The sequence below is a fragment of the Streptomyces sp. AK08-02 genome (assembly GCF_033795085.1).
Classification (GTDB): Bacteria; Actinomycetota; Actinomycetes; order Streptomycetales; family Streptomycetaceae; genus Streptomyces; species Streptomyces echiniscabiei.
Map to the genome: position 1 here is coordinate 292,581 of NZ_JARAZV010000006.1, position 20,212 is coordinate 312,792.

25 protein-coding genes and 1 pseudogene are annotated in these 20,212 nt (G+C 66.9%); 11 read left to right on the forward strand and 15 right to left on the reverse strand.

Annotation, left to right across the window (positions count from 1 at the left end; all coding sequences use genetic code 11):
- Positions 1 to 5: 5 nt before the first annotated feature.
- Positions 6 to 713 carry a TetR/AcrR family transcriptional regulator gene (locus PV734_RS14745; protein WP_319090511.1) on the forward strand — a complete coding sequence of 236 codons (708 nt, stop codon included), beginning with the start codon at positions 6 to 8 and terminating at the stop codon, positions 711 to 713.
- A 20-nt stretch (positions 714 to 733) separates the two neighbouring features.
- Here PV734_RS14745 and PV734_RS14750 read toward each other — a convergent pair whose 3' ends face one another.
- A complete protein-coding gene (locus PV734_RS14750; protein ID WP_319090512.1) occupies positions 734 to 1,396 on the reverse strand; it encodes a hypothetical protein in 663 nt (220 codons plus the stop codon).
- 134 nt (positions 1,397 to 1,530) lie between these two features.
- Between PV734_RS14750 and PV734_RS14755 the strand changes: the two genes are divergently transcribed.
- Positions 1,531 to 1,863: a hypothetical protein gene (locus tag PV734_RS14755; RefSeq protein ID WP_319090513.1), complete on the forward strand. Its 333-nt coding sequence runs from the start codon at positions 1,531 to 1,533 to the stop codon at positions 1,861 to 1,863.
- Between the two features lie 42 nt (positions 1,864 to 1,905).
- On the opposite strand, the gene PV734_RS14760 is transcribed toward PV734_RS14755, so the two are convergent.
- The 9 genes from PV734_RS14760 to PV734_RS14800 form a co-directional block, all read right to left on the reverse strand.
- On the reverse strand, positions 1,906 to 2,346 hold the full coding sequence (locus PV734_RS14760) for a pilus assembly protein TadG-related protein (RefSeq protein ID WP_319090514.1): 441 nt from the start codon (positions 2,344 to 2,346) through the stop codon (positions 1,906 to 1,908).
- Between the two features lie 113 nt (positions 2,347 to 2,459).
- Positions 2,460 to 2,879: a TadE/TadG family type IV pilus assembly protein gene (locus PV734_RS14765; RefSeq protein WP_319090515.1), complete on the reverse strand. Its 420-nt coding sequence runs from the start codon at positions 2,877 to 2,879 to the stop codon at positions 2,460 to 2,462.
- Positions 2,879 to 3,259 (reverse strand): TadE family protein, encoded by a 381-nt coding sequence (locus tag PV734_RS14770; RefSeq protein WP_319090516.1) that lies wholly within the window; start codon positions 3,257 to 3,259, stop codon positions 2,879 to 2,881. The genes PV734_RS14765 and PV734_RS14770 overlap by 1 nt, the downstream gene beginning before the upstream one ends.
- 220 nt (positions 3,260 to 3,479) lie before the next feature.
- On the reverse strand, positions 3,480 to 3,731 hold the full coding sequence (locus tag PV734_RS14775) for a hypothetical protein (RefSeq protein WP_319289759.1): 252 nt from the start codon (positions 3,729 to 3,731) through the stop codon (positions 3,480 to 3,482).
- A 56-nt stretch (positions 3,732 to 3,787) separates the two neighbouring features.
- Entirely contained in the window at positions 3,788 to 4,711 is a 924-nt protein-coding gene (locus tag PV734_RS14780) for a type II secretion system F family protein (RefSeq protein WP_319289761.1), read from the reverse strand.
- The gene (locus PV734_RS14785; protein WP_319289910.1) at positions 4,708 to 5,667 is read right to left on the reverse strand and encodes a type II secretion system F family protein; all 960 of its coding nucleotides are present in this window, start codon (positions 5,665 to 5,667) and stop codon (positions 4,708 to 4,710) included. Before PV734_RS14785 ends, PV734_RS14780 begins: the two co-directional genes overlap by 4 nt.
- A 71-nt stretch (positions 5,668 to 5,738) precedes the next feature.
- Entirely contained in the window at positions 5,739 to 7,049 is a 1,311-nt protein-coding gene (locus PV734_RS14790) for a CpaF family protein (RefSeq protein ID WP_319090519.1), read from the reverse strand.
- On the reverse strand, positions 7,046 to 7,945 hold the full coding sequence (locus tag PV734_RS14795; protein ID WP_319289763.1) for a hypothetical protein: 900 nt from the start codon (positions 7,943 to 7,945) through the stop codon (positions 7,046 to 7,048). Before PV734_RS14795 ends, PV734_RS14790 begins: the two co-directional genes overlap by 4 nt.
- A gap of 16 nt (positions 7,946 to 7,961) precedes the next feature.
- Positions 7,962 to 8,687, reverse strand: a complete 726-nt coding sequence (locus PV734_RS14800) for a hypothetical protein (protein WP_319090521.1) — start codon at positions 8,685 to 8,687, stop codon at positions 7,962 to 7,964.
- Between the two features lie 882 nt (positions 8,688 to 9,569).
- Here PV734_RS14800 and PV734_RS14805 point away from each other — a divergent pair.
- From PV734_RS14805 to PV734_RS14845, 9 genes and pseudogenes are all read left to right on the forward strand, one after another.
- On the forward strand, positions 9,570 to 10,241 hold the full coding sequence (locus PV734_RS14805; protein ID WP_319289765.1) for a hypothetical protein: 672 nt from the start codon (positions 9,570 to 9,572) through the stop codon (positions 10,239 to 10,241).
- Positions 10,238 to 11,323 (forward strand): hypothetical protein, encoded by a 1,086-nt coding sequence (locus tag PV734_RS14810; RefSeq protein WP_415924206.1) that lies wholly within the window; start codon positions 10,238 to 10,240, stop codon positions 11,321 to 11,323. The genes PV734_RS14805 and PV734_RS14810 overlap by 4 nt, the downstream gene beginning before the upstream one ends.
- Before the next feature lie 616 nt (positions 11,324 to 11,939).
- Complete coding sequence (locus PV734_RS14815) at positions 11,940 to 12,239, forward strand: hypothetical protein (protein WP_319289769.1); 300 nt, start codon at positions 11,940 to 11,942, stop codon at positions 12,237 to 12,239.
- Positions 12,236 to 13,594, forward strand: coding sequence for a hypothetical protein (locus tag PV734_RS14820; RefSeq protein WP_319090525.1), 1,359 nt, complete (start codon positions 12,236 to 12,238; stop codon positions 13,592 to 13,594). Before PV734_RS14815 ends, PV734_RS14820 begins: the two co-directional genes overlap by 4 nt.
- Before the next feature lie 54 nt (positions 13,595 to 13,648).
- Positions 13,649 to 14,032, forward strand: a complete 384-nt coding sequence (locus tag PV734_RS14825) for a hypothetical protein (protein WP_319090526.1) — start codon at positions 13,649 to 13,651, stop codon at positions 14,030 to 14,032.
- Positions 14,019 to 14,663, forward strand: coding sequence for a hypothetical protein (locus PV734_RS14830; RefSeq protein WP_319090527.1), 645 nt, complete (start codon positions 14,019 to 14,021; stop codon positions 14,661 to 14,663). Before PV734_RS14825 ends, PV734_RS14830 begins: the two co-directional genes overlap by 14 nt.
- Positions 14,660 to 15,250 (forward strand): hypothetical protein, encoded by a 591-nt coding sequence (locus PV734_RS14835; protein ID WP_319090528.1) that lies wholly within the window; start codon positions 14,660 to 14,662, stop codon positions 15,248 to 15,250. The genes PV734_RS14830 and PV734_RS14835 overlap by 4 nt, the downstream gene beginning before the upstream one ends.
- Before the next feature lie 25 nt (positions 15,251 to 15,275).
- Positions 15,276 to 15,890, forward strand: coding sequence for a hypothetical protein (locus tag PV734_RS14840; protein WP_319090529.1), 615 nt, complete (start codon positions 15,276 to 15,278; stop codon positions 15,888 to 15,890).
- A 95-nt stretch (positions 15,891 to 15,985) separates the two neighbouring features.
- Positions 15,986 to 16,216 (forward strand): annotated as a pseudogene (locus PV734_RS14845) (IS630 family transposase); the annotation flags it as partial.
- Positions 16,217 to 16,252: 36 nt separating this feature from the next.
- Here PV734_RS14845 and PV734_RS14850 read toward each other — a convergent pair.
- The 5 genes from PV734_RS14850 to PV734_RS14870 all read right to left on the reverse strand — a co-directional run bounded on the left by PV734_RS14850 (position 16,253) and on the right by PV734_RS14870 (position 20,010).
- Positions 16,253 to 16,750 (reverse strand): GNAT family N-acetyltransferase, encoded by a 498-nt coding sequence (locus tag PV734_RS14850; protein WP_319090530.1) that lies wholly within the window; start codon positions 16,748 to 16,750, stop codon positions 16,253 to 16,255.
- Between the two features lie 178 nt (positions 16,751 to 16,928).
- Positions 16,929 to 17,534 carry a hypothetical protein gene (locus tag PV734_RS14855; protein WP_319289771.1) on the reverse strand — a complete coding sequence of 202 codons (606 nt, stop codon included), beginning with the start codon at positions 17,532 to 17,534 and terminating at the stop codon, positions 16,929 to 16,931.
- A 111-nt stretch (positions 17,535 to 17,645) separates the two neighbouring features.
- A complete protein-coding gene (locus PV734_RS14860; protein WP_319090532.1) occupies positions 17,646 to 18,239 on the reverse strand; it encodes a hypothetical protein in 594 nt (197 codons plus the stop codon).
- Entirely contained in the window at positions 18,236 to 18,874 is a 639-nt protein-coding gene (locus tag PV734_RS14865; RefSeq protein ID WP_319289773.1) for a hypothetical protein, read from the reverse strand. Before PV734_RS14865 ends, PV734_RS14860 begins: the two co-directional genes overlap by 4 nt.
- Positions 18,871 to 20,010 carry a hypothetical protein gene (locus PV734_RS14870; RefSeq protein WP_319289775.1) on the reverse strand — a complete coding sequence of 380 codons (1,140 nt, stop codon included), beginning with the start codon at positions 20,008 to 20,010 and terminating at the stop codon, positions 18,871 to 18,873. The genes PV734_RS14865 and PV734_RS14870 overlap by 4 nt, the downstream gene beginning before the upstream one ends.
- Positions 20,011 to 20,212: the final 202 nt, after the last annotated feature.

The window sequence follows — 20,212 nt, forward strand, 5'->3', positions numbered from 1 at the left end:
CGACGATGACTAACACACCGCAGACCATGGGCAGGCGCGAGCGGCTACGGGCTCAGACGCTGCAGGAGATCGAGGACGTGTCGTTCGCGATCATCGACGCGGACGGTGTGCAGGCGCTGTCGATCGCGGCGCTGGCCCGGAGCATGGCGATGTCCGCGCCGGCGGTCTACCGCTACTTCCCGTCGCGGGACGCGCTGGTGGCGCACCTGGTGACCCTGTCCTATCAGCAACTCGCCGCGGCGATGAGCCAGGCCGTGGAGGGCAGCAGGAAGGCCCCGCGCACGCGGGTCCGGCTGGTGGTCACCGCGTACCGCGACTGGGCGCTGCGCCACCGGCGCCGCTACGGGATGCTGTTCGGCGAGCGGGCCGGGGATCTGCCGGCCGAGGTCACCACGCAGACCCCGCTGGATCAGGCGATGGCGTTCCTCATCGACATGCTGGTGGCCGTGGCCGACCAGGACACCGCGCCGGCCGACAGCACCAGCGGCGACCGCACTCTGGACGGACAGCTGCGACGCTGGGCTCGTTCACAGGAGCGACCGGACGTCACACCGGGCGTGGCCCTCGCCGCCAACCTGATCTGGACGCGGGTCCACGGGATCGTGAGCCTCGAACTCACCGGCGTGTTCGACAACCAGGCGGTCGAGGCGCAGCGGCTGATCGACCTGGAGATCGACAACGCCATCCAGTCGCTGCGGCCGACCGGTGCCTGACGCGGCCGTGCCGGACGCGGCTACGCCTGGTGGCCTTGGTCGACGAACCGGAACGTCGACGTGATCGCGTCGAAGATGTCGAAGAAGGACTCCGCCAGGTCCAGTACCTGGCTGCTGCCCGCCACCAGGGCGACCTTGCCCTCCTGGCCCGGCACCGGGATGAACGTCTGCGTCAGCACGGCCCGGACGGTGCGGCCGAGTTCGTCGTCCGGTACGGCGATGTCCTCGATGCCGTAGGTACGCGCCGCCGGGCCGACGCCGGGAATGTCGACGGTCGTGACCTTGCGCCAGGAGTCGCCCTCCCGCTTGGCCTCCTTGACCGCCAGCTGGGCCGCGATGGCCGCCGGGTCGGTCGAGAGGGGCGTACCGTCCTGCGTACGGCCGCCGACCATCGAGACGGTCACCGAGCCGGTGATCGGGGTGTCGCCGCCGAAGCTCTCCGCCATGCAGCCGCAGTACAGCGCGCCCGACTTCCACGCGTCGGCCGCGGCCTTCCGCAGGAAGGTGGTGTACGTGTCGCGGTACGGGGCCAACTCCGGCCGCTGCCGCACCCGTTCGTCGACCATGTGCCGGATGGAGTCGTCCCGTGACTCGGGGCGTACGTCGAACTCCCACCACGACTCGGGCACCTTGATCCGGAACCCACCTCGCTCGACCGTCTGCGCTTCGCTGTAGCGGGCCATGTCCGCACTCCACCCCGTTCGCTTGTTCACCCGAGCACTCGTTCGCCCATATCGGCATCGATCCGTTGTACGGTGCCGATCAGACGTCGGTCAGACGCCGATCAGACTACGAGGCGCTCCTGGGGGACTCACACATGGGCAAGGGCAAATCCGACCTCACGCTGCCGCTGAGCGAGCTGGAGGACTACGGCAGCCGGCTGCGCTCCGTCAAGACCCGGCTGAACCACACCAAGAAGCTCTTCGAGTCCTACAAGGACGACATCGGCGACGGCAGCGTGAACGACGCGCTGGAGGACTTCGAGTCCAACTGGGAGGACGGCCGCGAGGACATCACCCAGCAGCTCGACGCCCTCGCCGACATGTCGGACGCCGTCGTACGCGAGTTCAAGAAGCTGGACGACGAACTGGCCAAGCAGGTCAACGAGAAGATGACGACCAAGGACACCCGGGGCAACGGCAACAAGTGAGCTGAGCCCCCGCAACCGTTGGCCCCACGCCCCCTGCTCCCCTCACCCCACCTCGTTCTCCGCCGTCGCCTCACCCCGTACCGTCACGTCCCCGCCGTAGAACAGCCCTGTGAACACCGGCGAGTACGTCAACTGGACCTCGACCCGCACCTCGTTGGCGTCCGCCGCCACGCAGTGGGACGCCGCCGTGTCCGCCGCGGACATGTCCATCTCCTGGGCGAACGCCTTCACACGGGCGTCGCAGTTCTGGAAGTTGATGGGGGCGCCGGCCGCCGCGTTGCCGTAGAGGGCGTCGAGGTCTATGTCCTGGGCGGCATAGCGTGCCGCCTGTTCCGCGATGTCCGCCGCCCGTTCCCGTTTCGAGATGGACATGCCGCCGTCGATCACGAAGGCGGAGAGGGAGATGAAGAGAAGGGCGAAGATGATCACGGCCCCGGCGCCCGAGCCACGGTCGTCCAGCCGGCCGTTCAGACGGTCGTCCAAGCCGTCGTTCAGGCGGTCCGGCAGAAGGGCCGACAGTCGGGGCCGGGCTCGGGCCCACCGCCGCGCGGACCACTCACCTACGGCAGAGGGCACCCTCGTTCTCAGCGTCAGCGTCACACTGTCCTCCGGAACGGGTCCAGCGGTGAGCTGAAGGTCGCCGTCAGCGTCGTCGGGATGTCCAGGCCGAGCATCGCCAGGCCCCGCACCTCGCAGCTCACCTCGACCGAGAAGATGGTGTCGGCCTCGAAGCCGACGCTGGTCTGGGTCACCGTGACCGGGCCCGAGCAGACGTCCGTGAGGTCGGCCTCCGCCGCCTTCCTGGCCTCCGCCATCGCCGTCGCGTGATCCTTCTGGATCGACCCGGCCCGAGCCGCATCCCGCGCGGCCCCGTCCAACGCCCCGCGTCCGTCGACCAGTTGCCCGAAAGCCACCAGCACCAGGATGAACATGATCATCACCGGGGCGAGGATCACCACCTCGACGGTGGACAGGCCACGGTCGCCGTGACTCCGCGCGCGGGAAGACGGTCTCATCAGTTCTCCCCCTCCCGCACAAACCGCTCCACCGGCCCGACCGACTGCGCGTGCACCGTCAGATCGAACCCGGGGAACACCGTGGGTACCCGTGCCGTGATCTCCACGCCGACCGTGTTCTGCTCGGGCTGGAGCATCGTCACGTTGGGCGACAGGACCAGGCTCGGACCCAACTGCTGGATGTAGCTGTCCACCACGTCCTGCGCCTCGCCCCGCCACGCGCCCGGCTGGTCGTTCGCCATGGCACGGGCCTTGCGGGCGCCGGCCTGGGCCGCCGCCTGGGCCACATGGTCCGCGAAGAAGTACAGCGCGAACTGCACGGTCGCAAAGATCATGAAGAAGAGTACGGGCGTCAGCAGCACGAACTCGATCGCGGTCATACCGGAATCGGACGCACGGGCGCCGGACCCGCCGGGGCCGGACGTACGGGAGTCAGCTGCGCCGACGCCGGACCTGCCGGCGCCCGACATCCCGGAGTCACCGCAGGCGGACGCCGACTTCCGTGCGGCTGCCGCCCTGCGGCGTACCCAGCTGCCTGCACCACCCACGAGCAACAACCCCGTCAACTCGACCCCGTACACCCCGTTTTCGTACGCGCGATCAGCAGGTGCCGCTCGCCTTGGCGCCCTCGATACAGGTACCGACCTTGGTGGCACCCTTGTCCAGCGCCGCGCTGATGATTGCGGCAACCGCGCCGACAATCGCCACGACGACCGCAGAAATGATGACCCACTCGACCGCTGACGCACCGCGGTCCAGTTCTCCGGAGCGCGCACGCTGCACGCGTCCCTGCAGGAAGGTGATCAGGAAGTCCACTTCCGGGATCCCGGTGCTGAAGTTCCGTCCGTTCATGGTGAGTTGTCCTCTCAAAGCGATTCTGAGTATTGGGCAGTGCTGCTGGAAACGACCTAGACCTGGAACACGCGCATCGCCGCCGGATAGATCAGGAACACCAGGAACCCGGCGCACAGCAGCAGTTGCGCCACGAGCATCGACTGCGACTTCTCGCCCGCGCTACCCTCGATCTCGGCCAGCTCGCGATGCCGCATGGTCTCCGCGCGGGAGGCGAGCGACTCGCGCACCTTCGCGCCGTCGTCCGCGACCAGGGCGAGGGAGGCGGAGAGGTCCTTGAGTTCCTCGATGCCGAGTTCCTCGCCCAGCGAACCGAGCGCCTGCCACTGGCTGGTGCCGGTGATACGCGCGTCCGCGAGAGCGTTGCGGATGCGCTGGGTCGCCCAGCCGTCCGACACCTCCGCCGCCGCCATCAGCGCCTCGGGCAGACCCCGGCCGCCGGCCAGGCTCATCGACACCAGGTCGAGATACGCCCCGATCACGCGTCGCAGGTCACGCCGTTTGTCGGCCGCGTCCCGCCGTACTTCCAGGTCGGGCAGGAAGAAGAAGATCAGCGCGAAGAGGAGTGCCATCCAGACCGGGATGGCCGGGCTTTTACCGATACCCAGGGTCAGGACGATGACGAAGAGGAACGGGCCGAAGAAGAGACCGGCCGCCCCCAGCAGCACCTTCGTCGCGAGGAAGTTCTCCCAACTCCGGTCCAGGACAGCAAGGTCGGACCGCAACGAGCGCTGCTCCCAGCCTTGCTGGAAGTAGAAGTCCGAGACGCGGACGCCCACTTGGGCCCGGAACGAGCCGATCCGGCCGGCGTCTCTGGTGCGGTGGGCCGACTCGTACGCCGATCCCCGCGCCCGCATCGCGTCGACACGCGCGACTTGCGAGACCGCACTCCGCTTCGACGGCATCAACGCCCGTACGAGAACGTAGATGCCGAGGCCCAGAATGGCGCCGACCAGTACGGGCATGGTCAAGTCATTCATCGGCCTACCCCCTCTTCAGCACCATACGGCGGCTGTCCTGGCGCTGCTTGGGTCGACACTCGGGCCGGTCGCACGAACTGCACGGACGCCTCGTCCCGTACCAGGAAACGTTCAGGTGTCTCGATGGTCGACAGCTTGCGCAGCCACCAGAAACCGAGCGCGAACAGGCCGCAGACAACGGCGAGTACTGCCTGTCCGACCGGCGTGCCGTACGGCTCCACGAACTCCCGGTTGAAGATGGCGAGTCCGAGGACGAAGCCGACCGACACAACCACAACGATCTGCACGGACCGACGAGTTGACGACCGCTGCGCCATGACCCGCTGCCGCATGTCGACCTCCTCGCGCGCCGACTTGGCGAGCGCGCCCAGGACTTGACGCAGACCCGGGCCGCGCAGCCGCGCGTTGAGGATGAGCGCCGCCACGATGATGTCGGCGGACGCGTCGTCGATCTCGTCCGCGAGCTGTTGCAGCGCCTCGGGGAGCGGAGTGCGGGAGCGGAGCCGGTCGACCATCGCGTCCAGGTGCGGACGCAGTACCGGGGCCGCCGCGCGCGCCGACGCCGGGATCGCCTGCTCCAGGCCGACAGCGCCGGCGATCGTGTCGCGCAGCGACTCCGTCCAGGAGGCGAGGGCCTCGACGCGACGCATACCGGCCCGTTCCTCCGCCGCGCCGCCGAAGAGACGGTCCCAGAAGAAGACGAGGACGCCGGCCGCGATACCGGCCACCGCCCACCGGGTGAGCACCAGCACGGCGAGTCCGACGAGGGCGGCGAGCGAACCCCGCTGCCCCGCGAACCGGATGAGTTCGTTCGCCCGCTCGCTGGCCTTCTGCTTCTCGTGCTCCGGCTTGACCGGCAGCCCGCGGATCGCGATCAGGAGCAGCGCGAGCCCGCCGCCGACGGTGACGCCGGCCACGAGCGAGTACAGGACCTCGGTGGAGAACAGTCCGCCCATGGAGCCGAGCGGGCCGGCCGCCGCCGAGTACATGTCCCCGTACCCATAAGGATGGTTGTACGTCGTCATGGTCACCCCCAGTTCCCGCCGGGCAACCGGTACCCGTGCGCGACCAGATCGTCGAGGCAGGAAATGGGCGCGTGCGGCACGATGCGGCCGTCCGGGGTCTCGGCGAAGACCTCGCTGGACAGCACCCGGCCGTCCACGCCGTTGACCTCGCGGACCGAGGTCACCATGCGCTGGAGCCGCCCGCCCGTCTGGTAGTTGTTGCGCCGCTGGATGAAGACGACGAAGTTCACGGCGCCCGCGACGAGCATCTGGCTGGCCTCGATGGGCAGCCGCTCACGCGCCTGGAGCGCGTAGGTGGAGATACGGTTGAAGACCTCGTGCGAGCTGTTGGCGTGGATCGTGGAGAGCGAGCCGTCGTTGCCCTGCGACATCGCGTTGAGCATCGTCACGATCTCGTCGCCGAGGACCTCACCGACGATGACGCGGGAGGGGTTCATACGCAGCGACCGCCGCACCAGCTCGGCCATCGAAATCATGCCCTGGCCCTCGGAGTTGGGCAGCCGCTCCTCGAACGCCACGACGTTGGGGTGGAGTTCGGGAAACTGGTCGAGGCCCAGCTCCAGCGCGCGCTCGACGGTGATGAGTCGCTCGTGCGGCGGGATCTCGTTGGCGAGGGCCCGAAGCAGCGTCGTCTTACCGGCGTTGGTGGCGCCCGCGATCATGATGTTCTTCCGGGCGCGCACGGCACAGGCCATGAAGTGCGCGACTTCCGGAGTCACGGTGCCGTTGCCGACAAGATCGGAGATGAAGACCTTCCCCATACGCGCACGACGGATGGAGAGCGCGGGACGCCGGGTCACGTCCATGACGGCCGACAGACGCGACCCGTCCGGCAGCCGCAGGTCGAGCTGCGGATTGGCGGAGTCGAAGGGCCGGGAGGAGAGCCCGGAGTAGGCGCCGAGCACCTGGATCAGCTCGATGAGCTCCTCGTCGGACTCGGCAACGGGATCCCCGGCCACTTCCCGCCCATCGGAATACCCGACGAAGACCTGGTCGTACCCGTTGATGTCGATGTTCTCGACGTCGACGTTGTCGAGCAGCGGCTGCAGCCGCCCGACGCCGAAGAGCGCGGCGTGCACGGCGGCCGCGTACTGCTCCTCGGTCTCGGCATCCAGCGGCGTACGACCGGCGTTGATCTCGGTCCTGGCGTAGTCCTCCAGGATCTGGGCTATGACGGCACGCGCGTACTGCCGCTCGTCCTCGCCGGACATCGGCGTGACGTTGGAGGTCTGGTCGAGTCGACGTTGCTCGGCGATCCGGTCACCGGCGTCCTGCCGGAACCGCTTGACCAACGAGTGGTCGACAGCGGTCATCGGCCGGCTCCGGCATGGCCGGAGTACCCGGTCTGCTGGCCCGGCTGCTGACCGGGCACATGACCGGCGGCCTGTTGCTGGACCTGGCTGGGTACGGACCATGCGGCGCCGTACTGCTGGTACAGGTCCGAAGTCACCTTGCGGGCCGACCGGATGAGCATCGACTTGTCGAGCCGCCCGCGCTTGCGCCCGGCCAACTGCTCGGCCCCGGACGGGTCTTCGGCGAGGGTGCCGACAACCCGGGCACCCGTCTGCGCGTGAACGAGCATGTCGTTGACCTGGTTGACCAACTTGCCCGAGTTGTTCGGGTCGGCGATGAGGATGACCCCGATGAGGGGGTTGGCGAGACTGGCGGCGCCGCGCGGACCACCGTGCAGCTTGGTGGAGAGGGCGGCGGCGCGGTCTCGCACGCGCGCGATGGCTTCCGGCTCAGTCCGGGAGATGAGCAGCACGAGAGCGGCATGCGGAAACAGCTCGACGACAGGGGTGTCCCCGCTGATGCGTCCGCAGTCGGCGATGACGTCGGCGGGCGCGTTCGGGGAGTCGGCGAGCTGCGCGAAGGCGCTGCCGAGGGTGGGCCAGAGCCCGGCGAGCCCGGCGGCCTGCTCGGCGATCCCGAGCCCGACGAGCACTTCGAGTCCGCCGCTCAACGGCTGTACGTGATCCCAGAGTTGATCGGGAACGAGCCCGCGCCGGGCGGTCGCGGCGATGGACAGCATGCCGGTGTTCGGGTTGAGCATCCCGCCGTGCGCGGCGGCACTCCGGTAGACGAGGTCACCGCCGGCCGGGTCGGTCTCGGCGAGCAGGGCCCGCCGAGGCCAGACCGCCGCGAGCGCGACGGCCGCGGTGGTCACGCCGGGTGAGCCCTTGTCGGCGGCAAGAACGATGAGCGCCATGGTTCCGGTGCCGCCTTCAGCTGCTGGGGATGAGCACGAGAGCCACTTGACCGGCGGCGGCGGCCTGCGCGAGATCGGCGGCCTTGGCGGCGTCGACGGTGAGGGTGACGGGCAGGTTGGTGCTGCTTATCACGTCACTGTCCTTGGTGTTCTGAACGAAGGTGACCTTCGCCTTGTCCACGATCACGGTGGTGCCGGCGCCGGACGACGAGGAGCCGCTGGAACCAGTGCTGGAGCCAGTACCCGTGGTGCTGCCGACTCGGTATGCGGCGACAAGGTCTCCAGCCTTGATACCGGTCGGGTACTGCCCCTCTTTGAGGGAGAGCCCGACGGTGGCCTGACCGGCAGCAACGCCCCCGTCGGAGCCGAACATCTGCCCCATGACGACCGTGCCCTCATAGATCGTGGACCGGGCCTTGAGGGTCTTGAGAGTGTCCAGCTGGGTCCACTCGACATAGTTGATGCCAGTGTCGGCCGCGACCATGACAGCCGTCGTGTTGGCCTTGCTGACCGACCCTCCGGCCGGGATCTCAGCGGTCACCTTGATGACCTCGATCCGATCCCCCGCCCGCAGCACCAGCGTCGTCGCGCCCAGCGCGCCGAGAAGAATCAGCAGCACCGCGAGAGCGGCAAGAGCCGGTTTGCGCTCGCGAGGCGGCGTCGGGAGTCGCTCGCCGGACATCGGCGGAGCGGGCACCGAGGAACGGCCGCCGCCCGCACCCGTACGCTCTTGGATCTTCACGCAACAGCTCCCCGTACACCCAAGAAAAATTCTGCCAATTTAAGTGCCAAATAGGACACTTCACTCGCGAAGTGCGCGATACACCCTTGCCGGACGTACCGCCCGATCCGGCCAACTAGCCAGCGCTGGAGTGAGTGTCAAGCCATGGCACCGTATCAGCCGCACATAAGCCCCTCAAGGCGCGTTCTGAATCGTGAACAGCGAGGGGCACAACGTTATTCACGCGCAACCATGGCCGTACGGTTGCCGGTTGGACACGGGGATGCGCATGGAGCACCTACTGTGCACGCGCGAATCTGTTGCCCACCCGACATCCGCAGGTCAGACAACCCGGGCCACCGCCCCCACCCGACTCCCACCCGTCGCCACGGGTCTCCCATGAGGCCTGCACGATTCGCTCACGCGACACCCGGCGGGACCCGGGGAGGGTCCGTGCCACGCCCCTTGGCCGGCTCCCCCAGAAGATGACACCGCCTCCGTCGTACGAGGGCCGCGAGGGCGGAGTCCACCCCGGGTGCCGTGTCCGCTTGCGAACCTCCACGCCCTGGGCCTTCACTCGTTCGTGAACCCGGCGGCCACCTGGAGCTGTACGGACGGGTGATCTCGGGACTGGACGCGGGCACGCCGTTTCTCCAGCCCTGACAGCTTCCTCGACGGACCCCCCGAAGGCCGACGAACCGGGCGGGGCTCCGGCTGCTCTCCCCTTGCCCGCAGCGAAGTGCTTCTCCTGGTGAACACGATCAGGGCACAGGACCTATCGAATTCGCCCTTATAGATTCACAAACACCCCCGCCGGGAGGGCGGTCCAGCGTGGCAGGACAGCAGACCCCCCGGATACCGTCAGAGCTCTCAGCTGTATCGACATCTCACGGGGAGCCCACCTTGAAGCGCCGCTCTTTGCCCGTTGCCGCCGCGTTCACCGCAACCGCAGCCCTGCTGCTGACGGCCTGCGGCAGCGGAGACGACAAGTCCACCGACAACGACAAGATCGCCGGCGCCGAACAGACCCCGGCGACACCGACGAAGTCGGCGGAACCCTCGGCACCCACAGCAGAGAAGAACCCGGACGGCGTGGACGTGTCCCTGCCCAAGGACATCAACCTGGTCTTCGACTGGACCAAGCCGAGCAACAAGAACGAAGCGGCCGCGATGGACGACGCCGCCAACTACATCCGGGCCATCTACCACGGCGTCGACAAGCGCACGAGCAAGGACGCGGCGGTGGCCGCCTATTCCACGGGCGACGGGCTGCACTACGCGCAGGTACAGATCGCCAGCAGGGTCGACGGTGGCTGGACGGCCACCGGCACACGGCGGCACTACCAGGCAACCACCCGGTCCGCCGCGAACGGCAACTCGGTGGAGGTTGCGTTCTGTGTTGACTCAAGCAAGTTCTACGGCAAGGAGGTCAAGACGGGGAAGGTTCTGACAAGCACGCCCAGCCTCGCGGACTATGACTACTTCAAGATCGTGATGGTCAAGTTCCCCACAGGTAAGGACCTGTGGCAGGCGTCGAAGGTCTTCGTCGAGACGAAGGCGGAGAAGTGCCGGTGAGCAGTACACGGCGTACGGCTCTCAGCACCAGCACCGTTGCTCTGACGCTGGCCCTCGGCACCCTCGTCCTCACGGAACCGGTCTACGCGGCAGAGCCGTCGAGCAACGGCCAGGGCTCCAGTGCCAACCAGCAGGGCGGCAGCGACAGCACCGGCATCTACGCCGCCGCCAAGATCCAGTACTCCGGCTCAGTTGCCAAGGGCGGCCGCGCCGGAAACGTAACCCCGGCCGACGTCAACTGGACGCCCCCAGCCTGCTGGTACGCCCCCTACCTCGGCGCCAAGGACTTCAAGGCGGAGATGTCCAAGAGCCTCAAGGACTCTCTGAACACTCCCGGCATGGGAGGCACCGCAGGCTCGGCGCTCGGCGACGTACAGCGCCACTACGAGGACGACTACGGCTGGACCGACACCCCCGGCTACAAGGACTACAACGTCGACAAGGACGGCGACGGGATGTTCTGGGCCGGCGTCGAAAACCCCGACGAGCCGGACGTTCTCAAGCGGACCTCGTGCACCGACCTGCCCTTCTGGGTCGAGAACGGCGACGCCCCTCCCGCTCGGTACGAACAGGCCATCAGCCCGGAGATACTCGCCGGACTCGCCTACCAGCACATGCAACTCCCGGACACCAAGGTCACGTTGGCCCCCGCGGCCAGCACCAAGGTGAACCTGCCGACTTGGGCCTGGCTGAACAAGGCCGTCTTCGACGAGGTCCAGGCCACGGCGGCCCTCAACGCCCCGGGGTTCAACATCCAGGCCACGACCACCGCGAAGCCGGTGTCCCTCAAGCTGGAGCCGGGCACTTCGGACGCCGAGACCTACCCGGCCTCCGGAGAGTGCACCATCAACGCCGACGGCTCCATCGGCGAGCCCTACGCCCGGGGCAAGTCGAACCAGACACCACCGTGCGGGCTCAAGTACCTCCGCTCCTCGGCCGACGGGACATACAAGCTGAGGGCGACCATCACCTGGGACATCGCCTGGACCGGCACCGGCGGGGCTGGCGGAGACCTGCCCGACGGCACGTTCGGCAGCGAGCAGGCGATCACCGTGCAGGAGATCCAGGCTGTCAACCGCTGACGTCCAAACGGAACTGGCCCGCCGGACCCGCGTTCGCTGTGCGCGGCCTCCCCGGGAGAGCCGGAGTACATGTAGGCACGGAGTCTCCGGTGTCTTCGCCGTGGTCGGAGGCATCCTCTCCGACCTGTTGGGCGACAGTACGGTCAATCCCGAACCGGGACGCGGAAAACTGGAGGAGCGGGAGAACGAGGTCGACGACTTCCCCGGTCGTGTGGGCCAGCGCCGACGACACGGCCCCCGTACCCTGCCCTGGCAGCTCGACCTGTGCCGACGTCCTTCGCAGTACGCCACGGAGATCGTGCTGACCACGCGACACCTGTCTCACAGGGAGCCCATCTTGAAGCGCCGCTCCTTGCCCGTTGACGCAGCGCCTCCCACGACCAGAGCCCTGCCGCTGATGGCCGGTGGCGGGGCATCGGGACGAAGTCACCAGCCTCGCAGAGTCCCGCTTCATGATGTCGCCCGCCCTGTTCTGTCCTTTCCCGGTGACGTGTCGCTGGCCTACGAGACTGGAAGACCGGCGACCCAAAAGCACCGCCTCCACGAACAGGGCTTCTACGACTGCGGTCAACGGGCGAACACAGGGTCGTCACACCACACACAGGGGGAAACACGGGTGGCAGAACCGGACCTGACAGTCGACTTCGAGTTTCTTGCGAAGTCCGAACGGAAGCTCGGCCAGCTGAAGAAGGAATTCGAGGACCTCGAGAACCGTCGTGACGACATGCGTCGCCACTGGGGTTCCGGCACGATCGCCGATGCCATGGACAAGTTCGTGGACAACTGGGACGACTATCGCACCAAGCTCGTCGAAGGCATCACTTCGGTCGGCGAGCTCGTGGCCGGTACCAAGAAGGCGTTCGAGGACCTTGAGAAGCAGCTGAGCAAGCGCGACGAGAAGAAGCCGAAGAAGTGACGACAGCTACATCGAAGCGCCGCCCCGTCGACTGGCAGCCGCTCCGCGACTCCGACCCAGTGCCCGGCGATCCGGAGGAGATCCGCGCCGAGGTCCGACACATGGTGTCGGTCGCCAGAAAACTCCGGGACCAGGCGAAGAGCCTCCAGGCCATCAGTAACGAGGACAAGCTCAAGGGCAAGTACGTCAATCGCCTACGCGAAGACTCCGGCACGCTGGAGAAGCACCTGCGGGAGGTTGCCAGCCGCTACGAGCGCGTCCACGGCCATCTCACCACCTGGGCCAATGAATTGGATGACTTCCAGAGCGAAGCCGACAAGGTTCTTCACCGGGCCAAGGAGAAGCAGGACGAGATCGAGGCCGAGAAGGCCAAGGCAACCGATGCCAGCGACAGGGACTCTTCGAAGCCTTCCGGCAGCAGCGAAACCGAAGATCCTTTGCAGACATACCGGAACCAGCTGGACACCATCACCGGCGATCGCGACGACCGCGCCAGCCATCACGCGCGCAAGATCAAGGATGAGATCGACGATGTCATCGAGGATTCGTGGTGGGACAACGTCAAGGGCTGGTTCCATGACAATGCGGACTGGATCAAGACCGTCCTCGACGCGCTGGGCTGGGCTGCCACCATCGCCGGCATCGTCGCCATCTGGATTCCCGGCCTGAATCTACTGGTCCTCGGCATCGCCCTGCTGACCATCGCGGCCAGATCCATGCTGGTCGCCTCCGGTGACGCCTCCTGGACCGACTTGGCGTTCGACGTCGGCGGGCTGCTCCTGATGGGCATCGGTCGCGGTGGCATCAACATGCTGAAGGGTGCGAACAAGGTAACCAGCACTGCGGCCCAGGCCAGCCGGACCGCCGGGCTCAAAGCAGGCCTCAGGTCGCACAAGGGAATGCTGAACGATCTGAGCAAAGCCATGGCGGGCGCTCAGGACGACGTATCTCGGAAGTTCTTCTCCGACCTGCGCAATTTCGCTCTGAAGAAGATCTCCGGGGATACCGGCCTTGTCTCCAAGGGGCCGACCGAGGTGTCCGCGCTCGCCAAATGGGCGCATCTGGGAGACGACGAGGCAGCCGGACTGTTCGGACAGCTCCGCGCGAACAAGGATGTTTTCTCTGATGCCGTGTCGGGAGGTGCTTCCAAACTCGGGCACGTGGGATACGGAGCGTCCATGTTCGCCACCTACACCGGTATGGGCGTCGACATCGTGGACAAGTCGCTGAGTAAGAGCGACTCCATCGGCTGGCTGGACAAGCATCACCTGGTTCCTGGGGACAAGCCGTACAACGACGGCTACAACACCTGGAAGGAAAGCGGCTGGATGCCTGCGGCGGACACCCATTGGTGAAAACTCGGAAACCCGCCCGGAACACCGGCATACACGAAGAGGAAAGCAGGAGAAATGGCTGAGTCACTCAGGGAACAGTTGGGCACCGGCGCGAATTTCGCAGTGCGGGTGACCATCATCGGCGCCCTGGTGTCCGTCGTCCCACTGATCGGAATCTCGCTTCTGCTACCCGGGGCGGGTCGCGACGTACTCTTCTGGATCTACTGGGCCGGGTTGGCGGGCTGCCTGGCCCATCTCCTGTGGATCCTTTTCAAGAATCCCGCACCCAGCAAGCGACCCCCCTTGCTGACCCGCGACCTCGCTATGGGTTGGGCTCTCCTGGTGCCCAGCCTCATCAGCTCCTTCTGGCCCGGAATCATCGGGGGCCCGCTGTTCACCGTGCTCGTCGGCGCGACTTCCGCCGCAGAGAAGATTCGGAACAGCCGTGGCACATCCTGAAAACATCATCGAAGTGGAATCCGACCACGTACCCAACGGATTCAATCTGGTCCCGCCACCCGGCTGGGACAGCATCCCGCTCCAAAGCGGAACGCGAGAGGCCATCCAACGGATCGTACGAAAATCCGTATCCCAACTCCCTGTCGGATTCCCGAAGGACGACATCCCGCAGGCAAGGCTGCGGCTCACGAAAGAGCTTAAGCAGGCTGTTCGGCAGACTCGCAATTCCAGCGGTCTGACACTTTATCTGCCCGTAGAGCGGATGCACGGAATGTTGATTCCGGCCTCATTTGTCGCCTCGGAGCCGTTGGGTTCACCGACGGGGGCCTCCGAACCCGAGGCCGTACTGATCGATCTCGCCCGGGACTCCGAGGATGCCTCCGCGCGGGAACTCGACGGAACCGCCGCCATACGCACTCTGCAGAAGCTGCCTGCCCGACCCGCGAAGGGCGTCGAGGTGCCGTCCTGGCGGGTGCAGTACACCGTGCCGATTCCGAACAGCACCCCCGCCCAGTGGCTGACGTTCTCCTTCAGCACTCTGATCACCCCCGGTACGGATATCGAGTTCACCGAAACTCTGGTCGAACTTTTCGACGCCGTGATGACCACTTTCCGCTGGAGCTACGCATGATGATCGTCGAGACCGACTCCGATCCGGCCCTCTGGTTCCACATGCCGCTGGGCGTCACCAAGTCGGAGTTCGCGCAGTGGCTGGATCTCCAACTCGACGCGAGCGCACTACTGCACAGGCGCAGGCTCACCTGGCGTGAGAAGCGGCAAATGAAGAAGTTCCTTGAGGGCTCGGCAGCGATGCTGCGCGACCGGGTGGAGGCCGACCAGGCGTTCATCTTCGGGCCAATGCCGCCTCAGGCCGCTCCGCTGGTCTTCTTCACCAAGCAGTTCGTCTGCGACGAGGAGCACAGTCCACTGCATCTGAGCATGCTGGCCGAGCCCGATCCGACCGGCGCTGTCGCCAGCAACCGCGTGGAGACAGTCACCTTCGTCTCGCCTCACTTCGGCGAAGGCCTGCGCTGCCTGCGCAGTTGGACCGGCCCGGATGGCGCGCTGATGCTCTCGGTCACATACGCCTGGAATGACGCGGCCCACAACATCGACCTGGCCCTCAAAGGCCACTACGACGACCCCGCACTCCTGGAAGCCTCTTTCGACGCCATCGACGACTTCGCCCGGGGTCTCCAGATCAATAAGCAGGCGTGATGGCCAACTGACGCTGGAGGCAGGGATGAGCGAGTTCTGGCCGATCATCGACATCGAGTACGTCGATGCCTACCCGTGGGTCATTCTTCCGCCGCGTGGAGGGCCTTTGGCCCCATTTGAAGAGTGGGACGACATCCAGGCGTGGTGCCAAGAAAGAGCTGAGGACCTCTGGGCGGACCGTGAGCTTGACCCCGGTCCCAACGGCGTGGACTTCGTAGGCATGACCCTCACTCGCTGCGCCGAGTCCTTCTGCCCGCCAGGGTCACAGCACTGGCTCTTTCTACACCTCGACCACCCCACCGACCTGCCGATCCCCGTCTGCGTGGCCATCGGGCCGGCCCAGCGCCCCCGCGAGGAGACTCTTCGGGCCCTGACCCTGGCAGACGATCCGGAGGCCGTCGAGCCGCCGGTCGTCAAGACGTTCAAGGCCGAGCGGCTGGGAGAAGGCTTGACCACTTTCCGGTACGTCCCCCAGGACGACTCCCCGCATCTGCTCGCCTGCGTACGTTACGCGTGGCAGGTCGAGGAGCATGGGGCCGACGTAGTGATGTGGACGGCTGTCGAGGATCTTCCGCGCCTCCTGAGCGCCTCCGAGGACCTGGAGAACCTCGCGCACTCCCTGGCGATCTGGGTTCCCTGAGCTCAGGGAACGCGGAAGCCGAGCCAGCCAATCCTCCCTGCGCCGAACTGCGAAGCGGGCGGTCAGACGCCCGTGCGTGAGCCGCCGGTCTTGAGTACCTCGACCCAATTCCCGCACTGGGAAGACGGACGCGGCCTGGGACCCTGGCCAACTCCAACCATCCGAATCACCCGGTGCAGACCCGGGCGCCGCACGCCTACCTGCGCCGGCGCAATGCCAATGCCCGCCGCCCCGGCATACTCGCCGTACAACGCCGGGAACGCGCCCGCATCCGCAGCGAGAAGGGCATGCGCGGGGGCGGACGCCCCCTCGCCGCCGCAGCCTGATCAAGTGAGAGATCTCGCCGTGCCCGGATGCGGAGATCAGACAGCGGCCAGGCTCTTCGCCATGACCCGCTCCCTGCCCACGCCATCGGGCAGAAGATCGCCAGGCTCACCCGTGTCCGTGAAGCCGTGCCGCTCATAGAGCGCGGTCGCCCTGCGGTTGTCCGGCATGACGGACAACCGCAGCGTCGTGGCACCGCGCGCCGCCGCCCACCGCTCGACCGCCTGGATCAGGTGGTCACCCACGCCCTTGCCCCGAGCTGTTGGACTTACCCACATCGAGATCAACTCCGCGTTCTCTGCACCCTCGCCCGGCACTCCGCTGGCCATGCCCGTCGGAAGGCCGTCGAGGAGCGCGATGAGATCGTGCGCGCCAGGAATCGACAGACGGGCACGCCAGCGTTCCTCTCGGTCGCCGGAGCCCTCCCACTGGGCCAGCGTCGATCCGAACGCATAGGGCGCCTCAGCAAGCGCGGCCAGTCGCAACTCCCGCCAAAGGGGCCAGTCGTCTGCTTCCAAGGTGCGTAGTTCAAGCATGATTCAGACCCTGCCCGCCCGACGGGGCGGGCAGCAAGTTGATTACAACCACGCAAACAGGTCGTTCAGCCCTGCGGCAAATCGGAACCGGGGAGCGGTGGTTCCACAGGCACCCGCAGATCACTTGACCTCGGTAAACGTATCCGGTCATGGCACTGGTTTGGTGGTCGCAGACGCGTCAGCCCCGCTCGCCCCCGGCGTCGTACTCCCGGTCCCATCGGCTCTGCCGTACGCCGCCCCACGTACCCATCGCCACGGCCGCCACCATCAGGTAAGCGAGCAACTCCCCGTACGACGTGGTGTCCGGGCGCTCGACCGGTCGGGCGACGCCCTCGGGGTCGTACCGGATGCGCAGTGTTGCCCCCTCCGACACCCACGCCCTGCAGCCGTCGCCCTCCGAGAGGGAAGGCCAGATCGCGGGCCCGTCGGATGCCCGCATCAGGCAGCTGTCGGTCTTGTCCTTCTCCTTGTGCACGACCACGGCCTCGGTCCACCGGCCGCGGTCCGCCAGGGCGGCCTGGTCGCCCGCCTGTTTGCCGAGTACGCCCAGTACAACTCCCGCGACGACGGGCACGATGAACTGCCAGGCGACCTTTCGCTGTCGGAGGGGAGCCCGGCGCAGCCACAGCACGGGGATCAGGACCGTCGCGAACGGCAGCACGATCCACGCCAGCAGGAGTGCCGCGCCGCCGTACGGGTTCCGTAGGGGTGCCGCCGGGACCAGCCAGCCCAGTCCTGCGGAGCCGCCGGCGCAGGTGAGGGCGCAGAGAGACCAGCGGATCATCGTGATCCGCCGCCAGGAGACCTCATCCGGAGCCTCCAAAGCATCCGGAGGCTTTGGCTGTGCCTCGGTTCGGGACATGTTCGCCGCCATGGTCTCGCCCCTCCTCCTCGGTCAGAAGGTCACGGACAGCGTCTTCACGATGCCCGCCGCAGCATCCTCCATCTCGTCGGCGATTCCCGGCACGGTCCAGGACATGAGGAACACCAACGCGCTCTCGGCACCCGTCGGCAGCACTCCGTACGTAAGCGTCTCCAGCAGAACGCCGGAGCCGTCTGTCGAGGGAGCCTCCGCGGCAAAGTTCTGCCGGATACGAACGGCAGGCCCGATGGGAACTTCGGTGTGGGTGATCAGGGGCGGGCCGAAGTCGTGGGCGCTGAACGTCTCGGCGAGCCAGTCCAAGGTGATCCGGGGTACCACCGCGTCCGGATGGATGAGGTCGATCTCCAGGGTGGCCAACGCGCTCTCGAAGCCGTCCGGGTAGAGGGCGAAGGCGTAGAAGGGGTCGCGTCGTCGGCTGTCCTCCGTCCGCGCGCTGAGGTCTCTCTCCAACACCTTGGCGTCCACGTCGTACCCCGCCGCCCGGCATCGCTTCCGGAGATCGGCGGCCGTGCTCCTGGCCCAGCGCTTGACGTTGTCGGTCGGCTCGATCGCGAGTTCCACCCAGTCCGTCGGGCAGACGATTCCGCATTCCCGCAGCTCACTCATGCGCTGTCCGTCCAGCTGAGAGATCCGGCGACCGCGTCGAAGAGATCGACCATGGCGTCGGCGATCTGGATGAGTGGCGTGGAGAAGGTGAGGAGCAGGATCGCCTCGGCCCTCGGTACCTGCACCTGGTAGTCCAGTGTTACGGACGGCAGGGCGTACTCCGCTTCCTTGTCCGCCGCTACGGGCGGGCGGTCGCGAGCCGGGTCGTATTCCTCGCGGATCCGCAGCGCCGGCCCTGCCGCGAGCTCGACGACCGACACCTCCCGACTGTCCTTCCCCTCGGCGGCCAGTCGGTCGGCGATGTCGTGCAGGGCGGGAAGGCGCCCTCCCTGAGGAGGAAGGCCCAGAGCCACCAGGAGCGAAGCCGGGACCGTGAGCGGGCCTGCCTGCTGGAGACTGAGGTAGAGCTCGATGCCGCCTTCGTCGAAGGCCCGGGTCGCCTGCCCGATCAGTTCCTGTCTGGCCTGCGCCTTGATCTGGGGCGCGTTGTCGATGCCCTTGAACTGCCTCTCCACGAGGGCGTCCACCGACTGCTCGCGTCGCTCCGGGGTGATGTGCACCCGGAACCAGCCTTCTGGCAGCAGTAGTTGATAGTCCGCAGGCGGCGTGGGATCGCTCTGGGGCATCAAGGTCATGACGTCTCCGAGACATGGGGACGGTCCTGGGTGAGGCGGCTGGAGAGCTGGTTGGCGATAGCCGGGCCCCACACGGCGGCGATGGTCAAGGCAGAGAAGGCTCCCGCAACTTGAGCAGGCACCCTGTCGGAGAAGAGACCGGCCAGGAGGAGCGCGCTGAACATGGGGAGCAAGATCACCTCGCTGCCTCCGGCCACCGACTCGCTCCAACTGGTGGCACTGCGCGCAGCCTTGCCTTCCATCGGAGACATCTTCCTGGCAGCGCTCGCGAGTTCGTGTGCTCGAAACCAAAAGTCCGAACCGGCCATGCCCTCCGTTTTCGAGGCATGCTTGAACTTCTCATCGGACACTGGGAGTCCAAGAGCCGCCACAAGCTCGGACCAGCGTCGGTCACCGTCCGGACCCGCGAACCACCACCGCCACGGCAACAGCACGCGCGCCCGGCCTTCGCCGTCCCGCAGTTCGACGCCCAAGAGAGCGCCCGTTTTCGGGTGTGTCAGCCGCACCAACCTCGCGATGCCATGAGACCCACCCCGCGCATACCACCGCTCCTCTCCCACGGTGTTCGTCAGGACGACATCGCCGGGCAGCACCCGCACGGCCGCCGTTTCGAGGAACCGGCGCGTGGCACCGGCGCGGGATTCAGGAGAGGGCTTGATGACAACGGCATCGGCGATCCGCGCGTCACCGCGGATGCGCCACCAGGCGAGAGCACGTACGGCAACATCGCTGCCGGGCACCAAAAAGAGTGAGGCCGCCGCGACGATGAGGCCCCAACTGCCGATATCCAGCGAGATGGAGAGGGTCAGCGCGACGAGCCAGCCGACCATTCCAATTCCTCGGGCCCAGCCGCTCCAGACAGGTACATCAGATTGGCCTGCCGAGTCGTAGCCACCGCCTCCGGGACTTTCGATCACTTCTCGGCCCCAGGGCTGCGGACTCTCCGACAGAGGAATTCCGAGACGGTCCGAGAGTTGTTTCAGTCCGGTACGGCTGAGGCAGGCCTGCGGACTCAAATCCGCCGTCCCCAATTCCCTCGCCTCGGGAAGCCAGTGAGCGAGCGGAATCCGGAGCACGTAGTGTCCATCGACATCCTGGAAAACGACAACGCCCCACCGCGCCGTGGGATTTTTCATGGTGGTATCCCACACGTCGGCCGGCGGAAAGAAGACGGCTTGCCGGACTCCGCCATCCCCTACGGGATACCGGCGCTCACGTCCACGCCGATTCCGTACGACCAGGCTGTTTCCGTCGGCGAAGACTCGCGCGTTGCGTACGACGTCGAGGCCGGGACTTCGCATGCTGCTCGGCCGCAACGCCGGCTCTCGGGGCGCCGTA

Bases quoted from the DNA above. Each gene is read 5' to 3' on its own strand.
- PV734_RS14755 (WP_319090513.1), top strand. From the start codon at position 1,531: ATGGGCAAGGGCAAATCCGACCTCACGCTGCCGCTGAGCGAGCTGGAG.
- PV734_RS14745 (WP_319090511.1), top strand. From the start codon at position 6: ATGACTAACACACCGCAGACCATGGGCAGGCGCGAGCGGCTACGGGCT.
- PV734_RS14850 (WP_319090530.1), bottom strand. From the start codon at position 16,750: ATGCTTGAACTACGCACCTTGGAAGCAGACGACTGGCCCCTTTGGCGG.
- PV734_RS14750 (WP_319090512.1), bottom strand. From the start codon at position 1,396: ATGGCCCGCTACAGCGAAGCGCAGACGGTCGAGCGAGGTGGGTTCCGG.
- PV734_RS14765 (WP_319090515.1), bottom strand. From the start codon at position 2,879: ATGAGACCGTCTTCCCGCGCGCGGAGTCACGGCGACCGTGGCCTGTCC.
- PV734_RS14770 (WP_319090516.1), bottom strand. From the start codon at position 3,259: ATGACCGCGATCGAGTTCGTGCTGCTGACGCCCGTACTCTTCTTCATG.
- PV734_RS14855 (WP_319289771.1), bottom strand. From the start codon at position 17,534: ATGATCCGCTGGTCTCTCTGCGCCCTCACCTGCGCCGGCGGCTCCGCA.
- PV734_RS14870 (WP_319289775.1), bottom strand. From the start codon at position 20,010: ATGAAAAATCCCACGGCGCGGTGGGGCGTTGTCGTTTTCCAGGATGTC.
- PV734_RS14860 (WP_319090532.1), bottom strand. From the start codon at position 18,239: ATGAGTGAGCTGCGGGAATGCGGAATCGTCTGCCCGACGGACTGGGTG.
- PV734_RS14785 (WP_319289910.1), bottom strand. From the start codon at position 5,667: ATGGGCGGACTGTTCTCCACCGAGGTCCTGTACTCGCTCGTGGCCGGC.
- PV734_RS14795 (WP_319289763.1), bottom strand. From the start codon at position 7,945: ATGGCGCTCATCGTTCTTGCCGCCGACAAGGGCTCACCCGGCGTGACC.
- PV734_RS14790 (WP_319090519.1), bottom strand. From the start codon at position 7,049: ATGACCGCTGTCGACCACTCGTTGGTCAAGCGGTTCCGGCAGGACGCC.
- PV734_RS14780 (WP_319289761.1), bottom strand. From the start codon at position 4,711: ATGAATGACTTGACCATGCCCGTACTGGTCGGCGCCATTCTGGGCCTC.
- PV734_RS14865 (WP_319289773.1), bottom strand. From the start codon at position 18,874: ATGACCTTGATGCCCCAGAGCGATCCCACGCCGCCTGCGGACTATCAA.
- PV734_RS14840 (WP_319090529.1), top strand. From the start codon at position 15,276: ATGAGCGAGTTCTGGCCGATCATCGACATCGAGTACGTCGATGCCTAC.
- PV734_RS14835 (WP_319090528.1), top strand. From the start codon at position 14,660: ATGATGATCGTCGAGACCGACTCCGATCCGGCCCTCTGGTTCCACATG.
- PV734_RS14825 (WP_319090526.1), top strand. From the start codon at position 13,649: ATGGCTGAGTCACTCAGGGAACAGTTGGGCACCGGCGCGAATTTCGCA.
- PV734_RS14775 (WP_319289759.1), bottom strand. From the start codon at position 3,731: ATGAACGGACGGAACTTCAGCACCGGGATCCCGGAAGTGGACTTCCTG.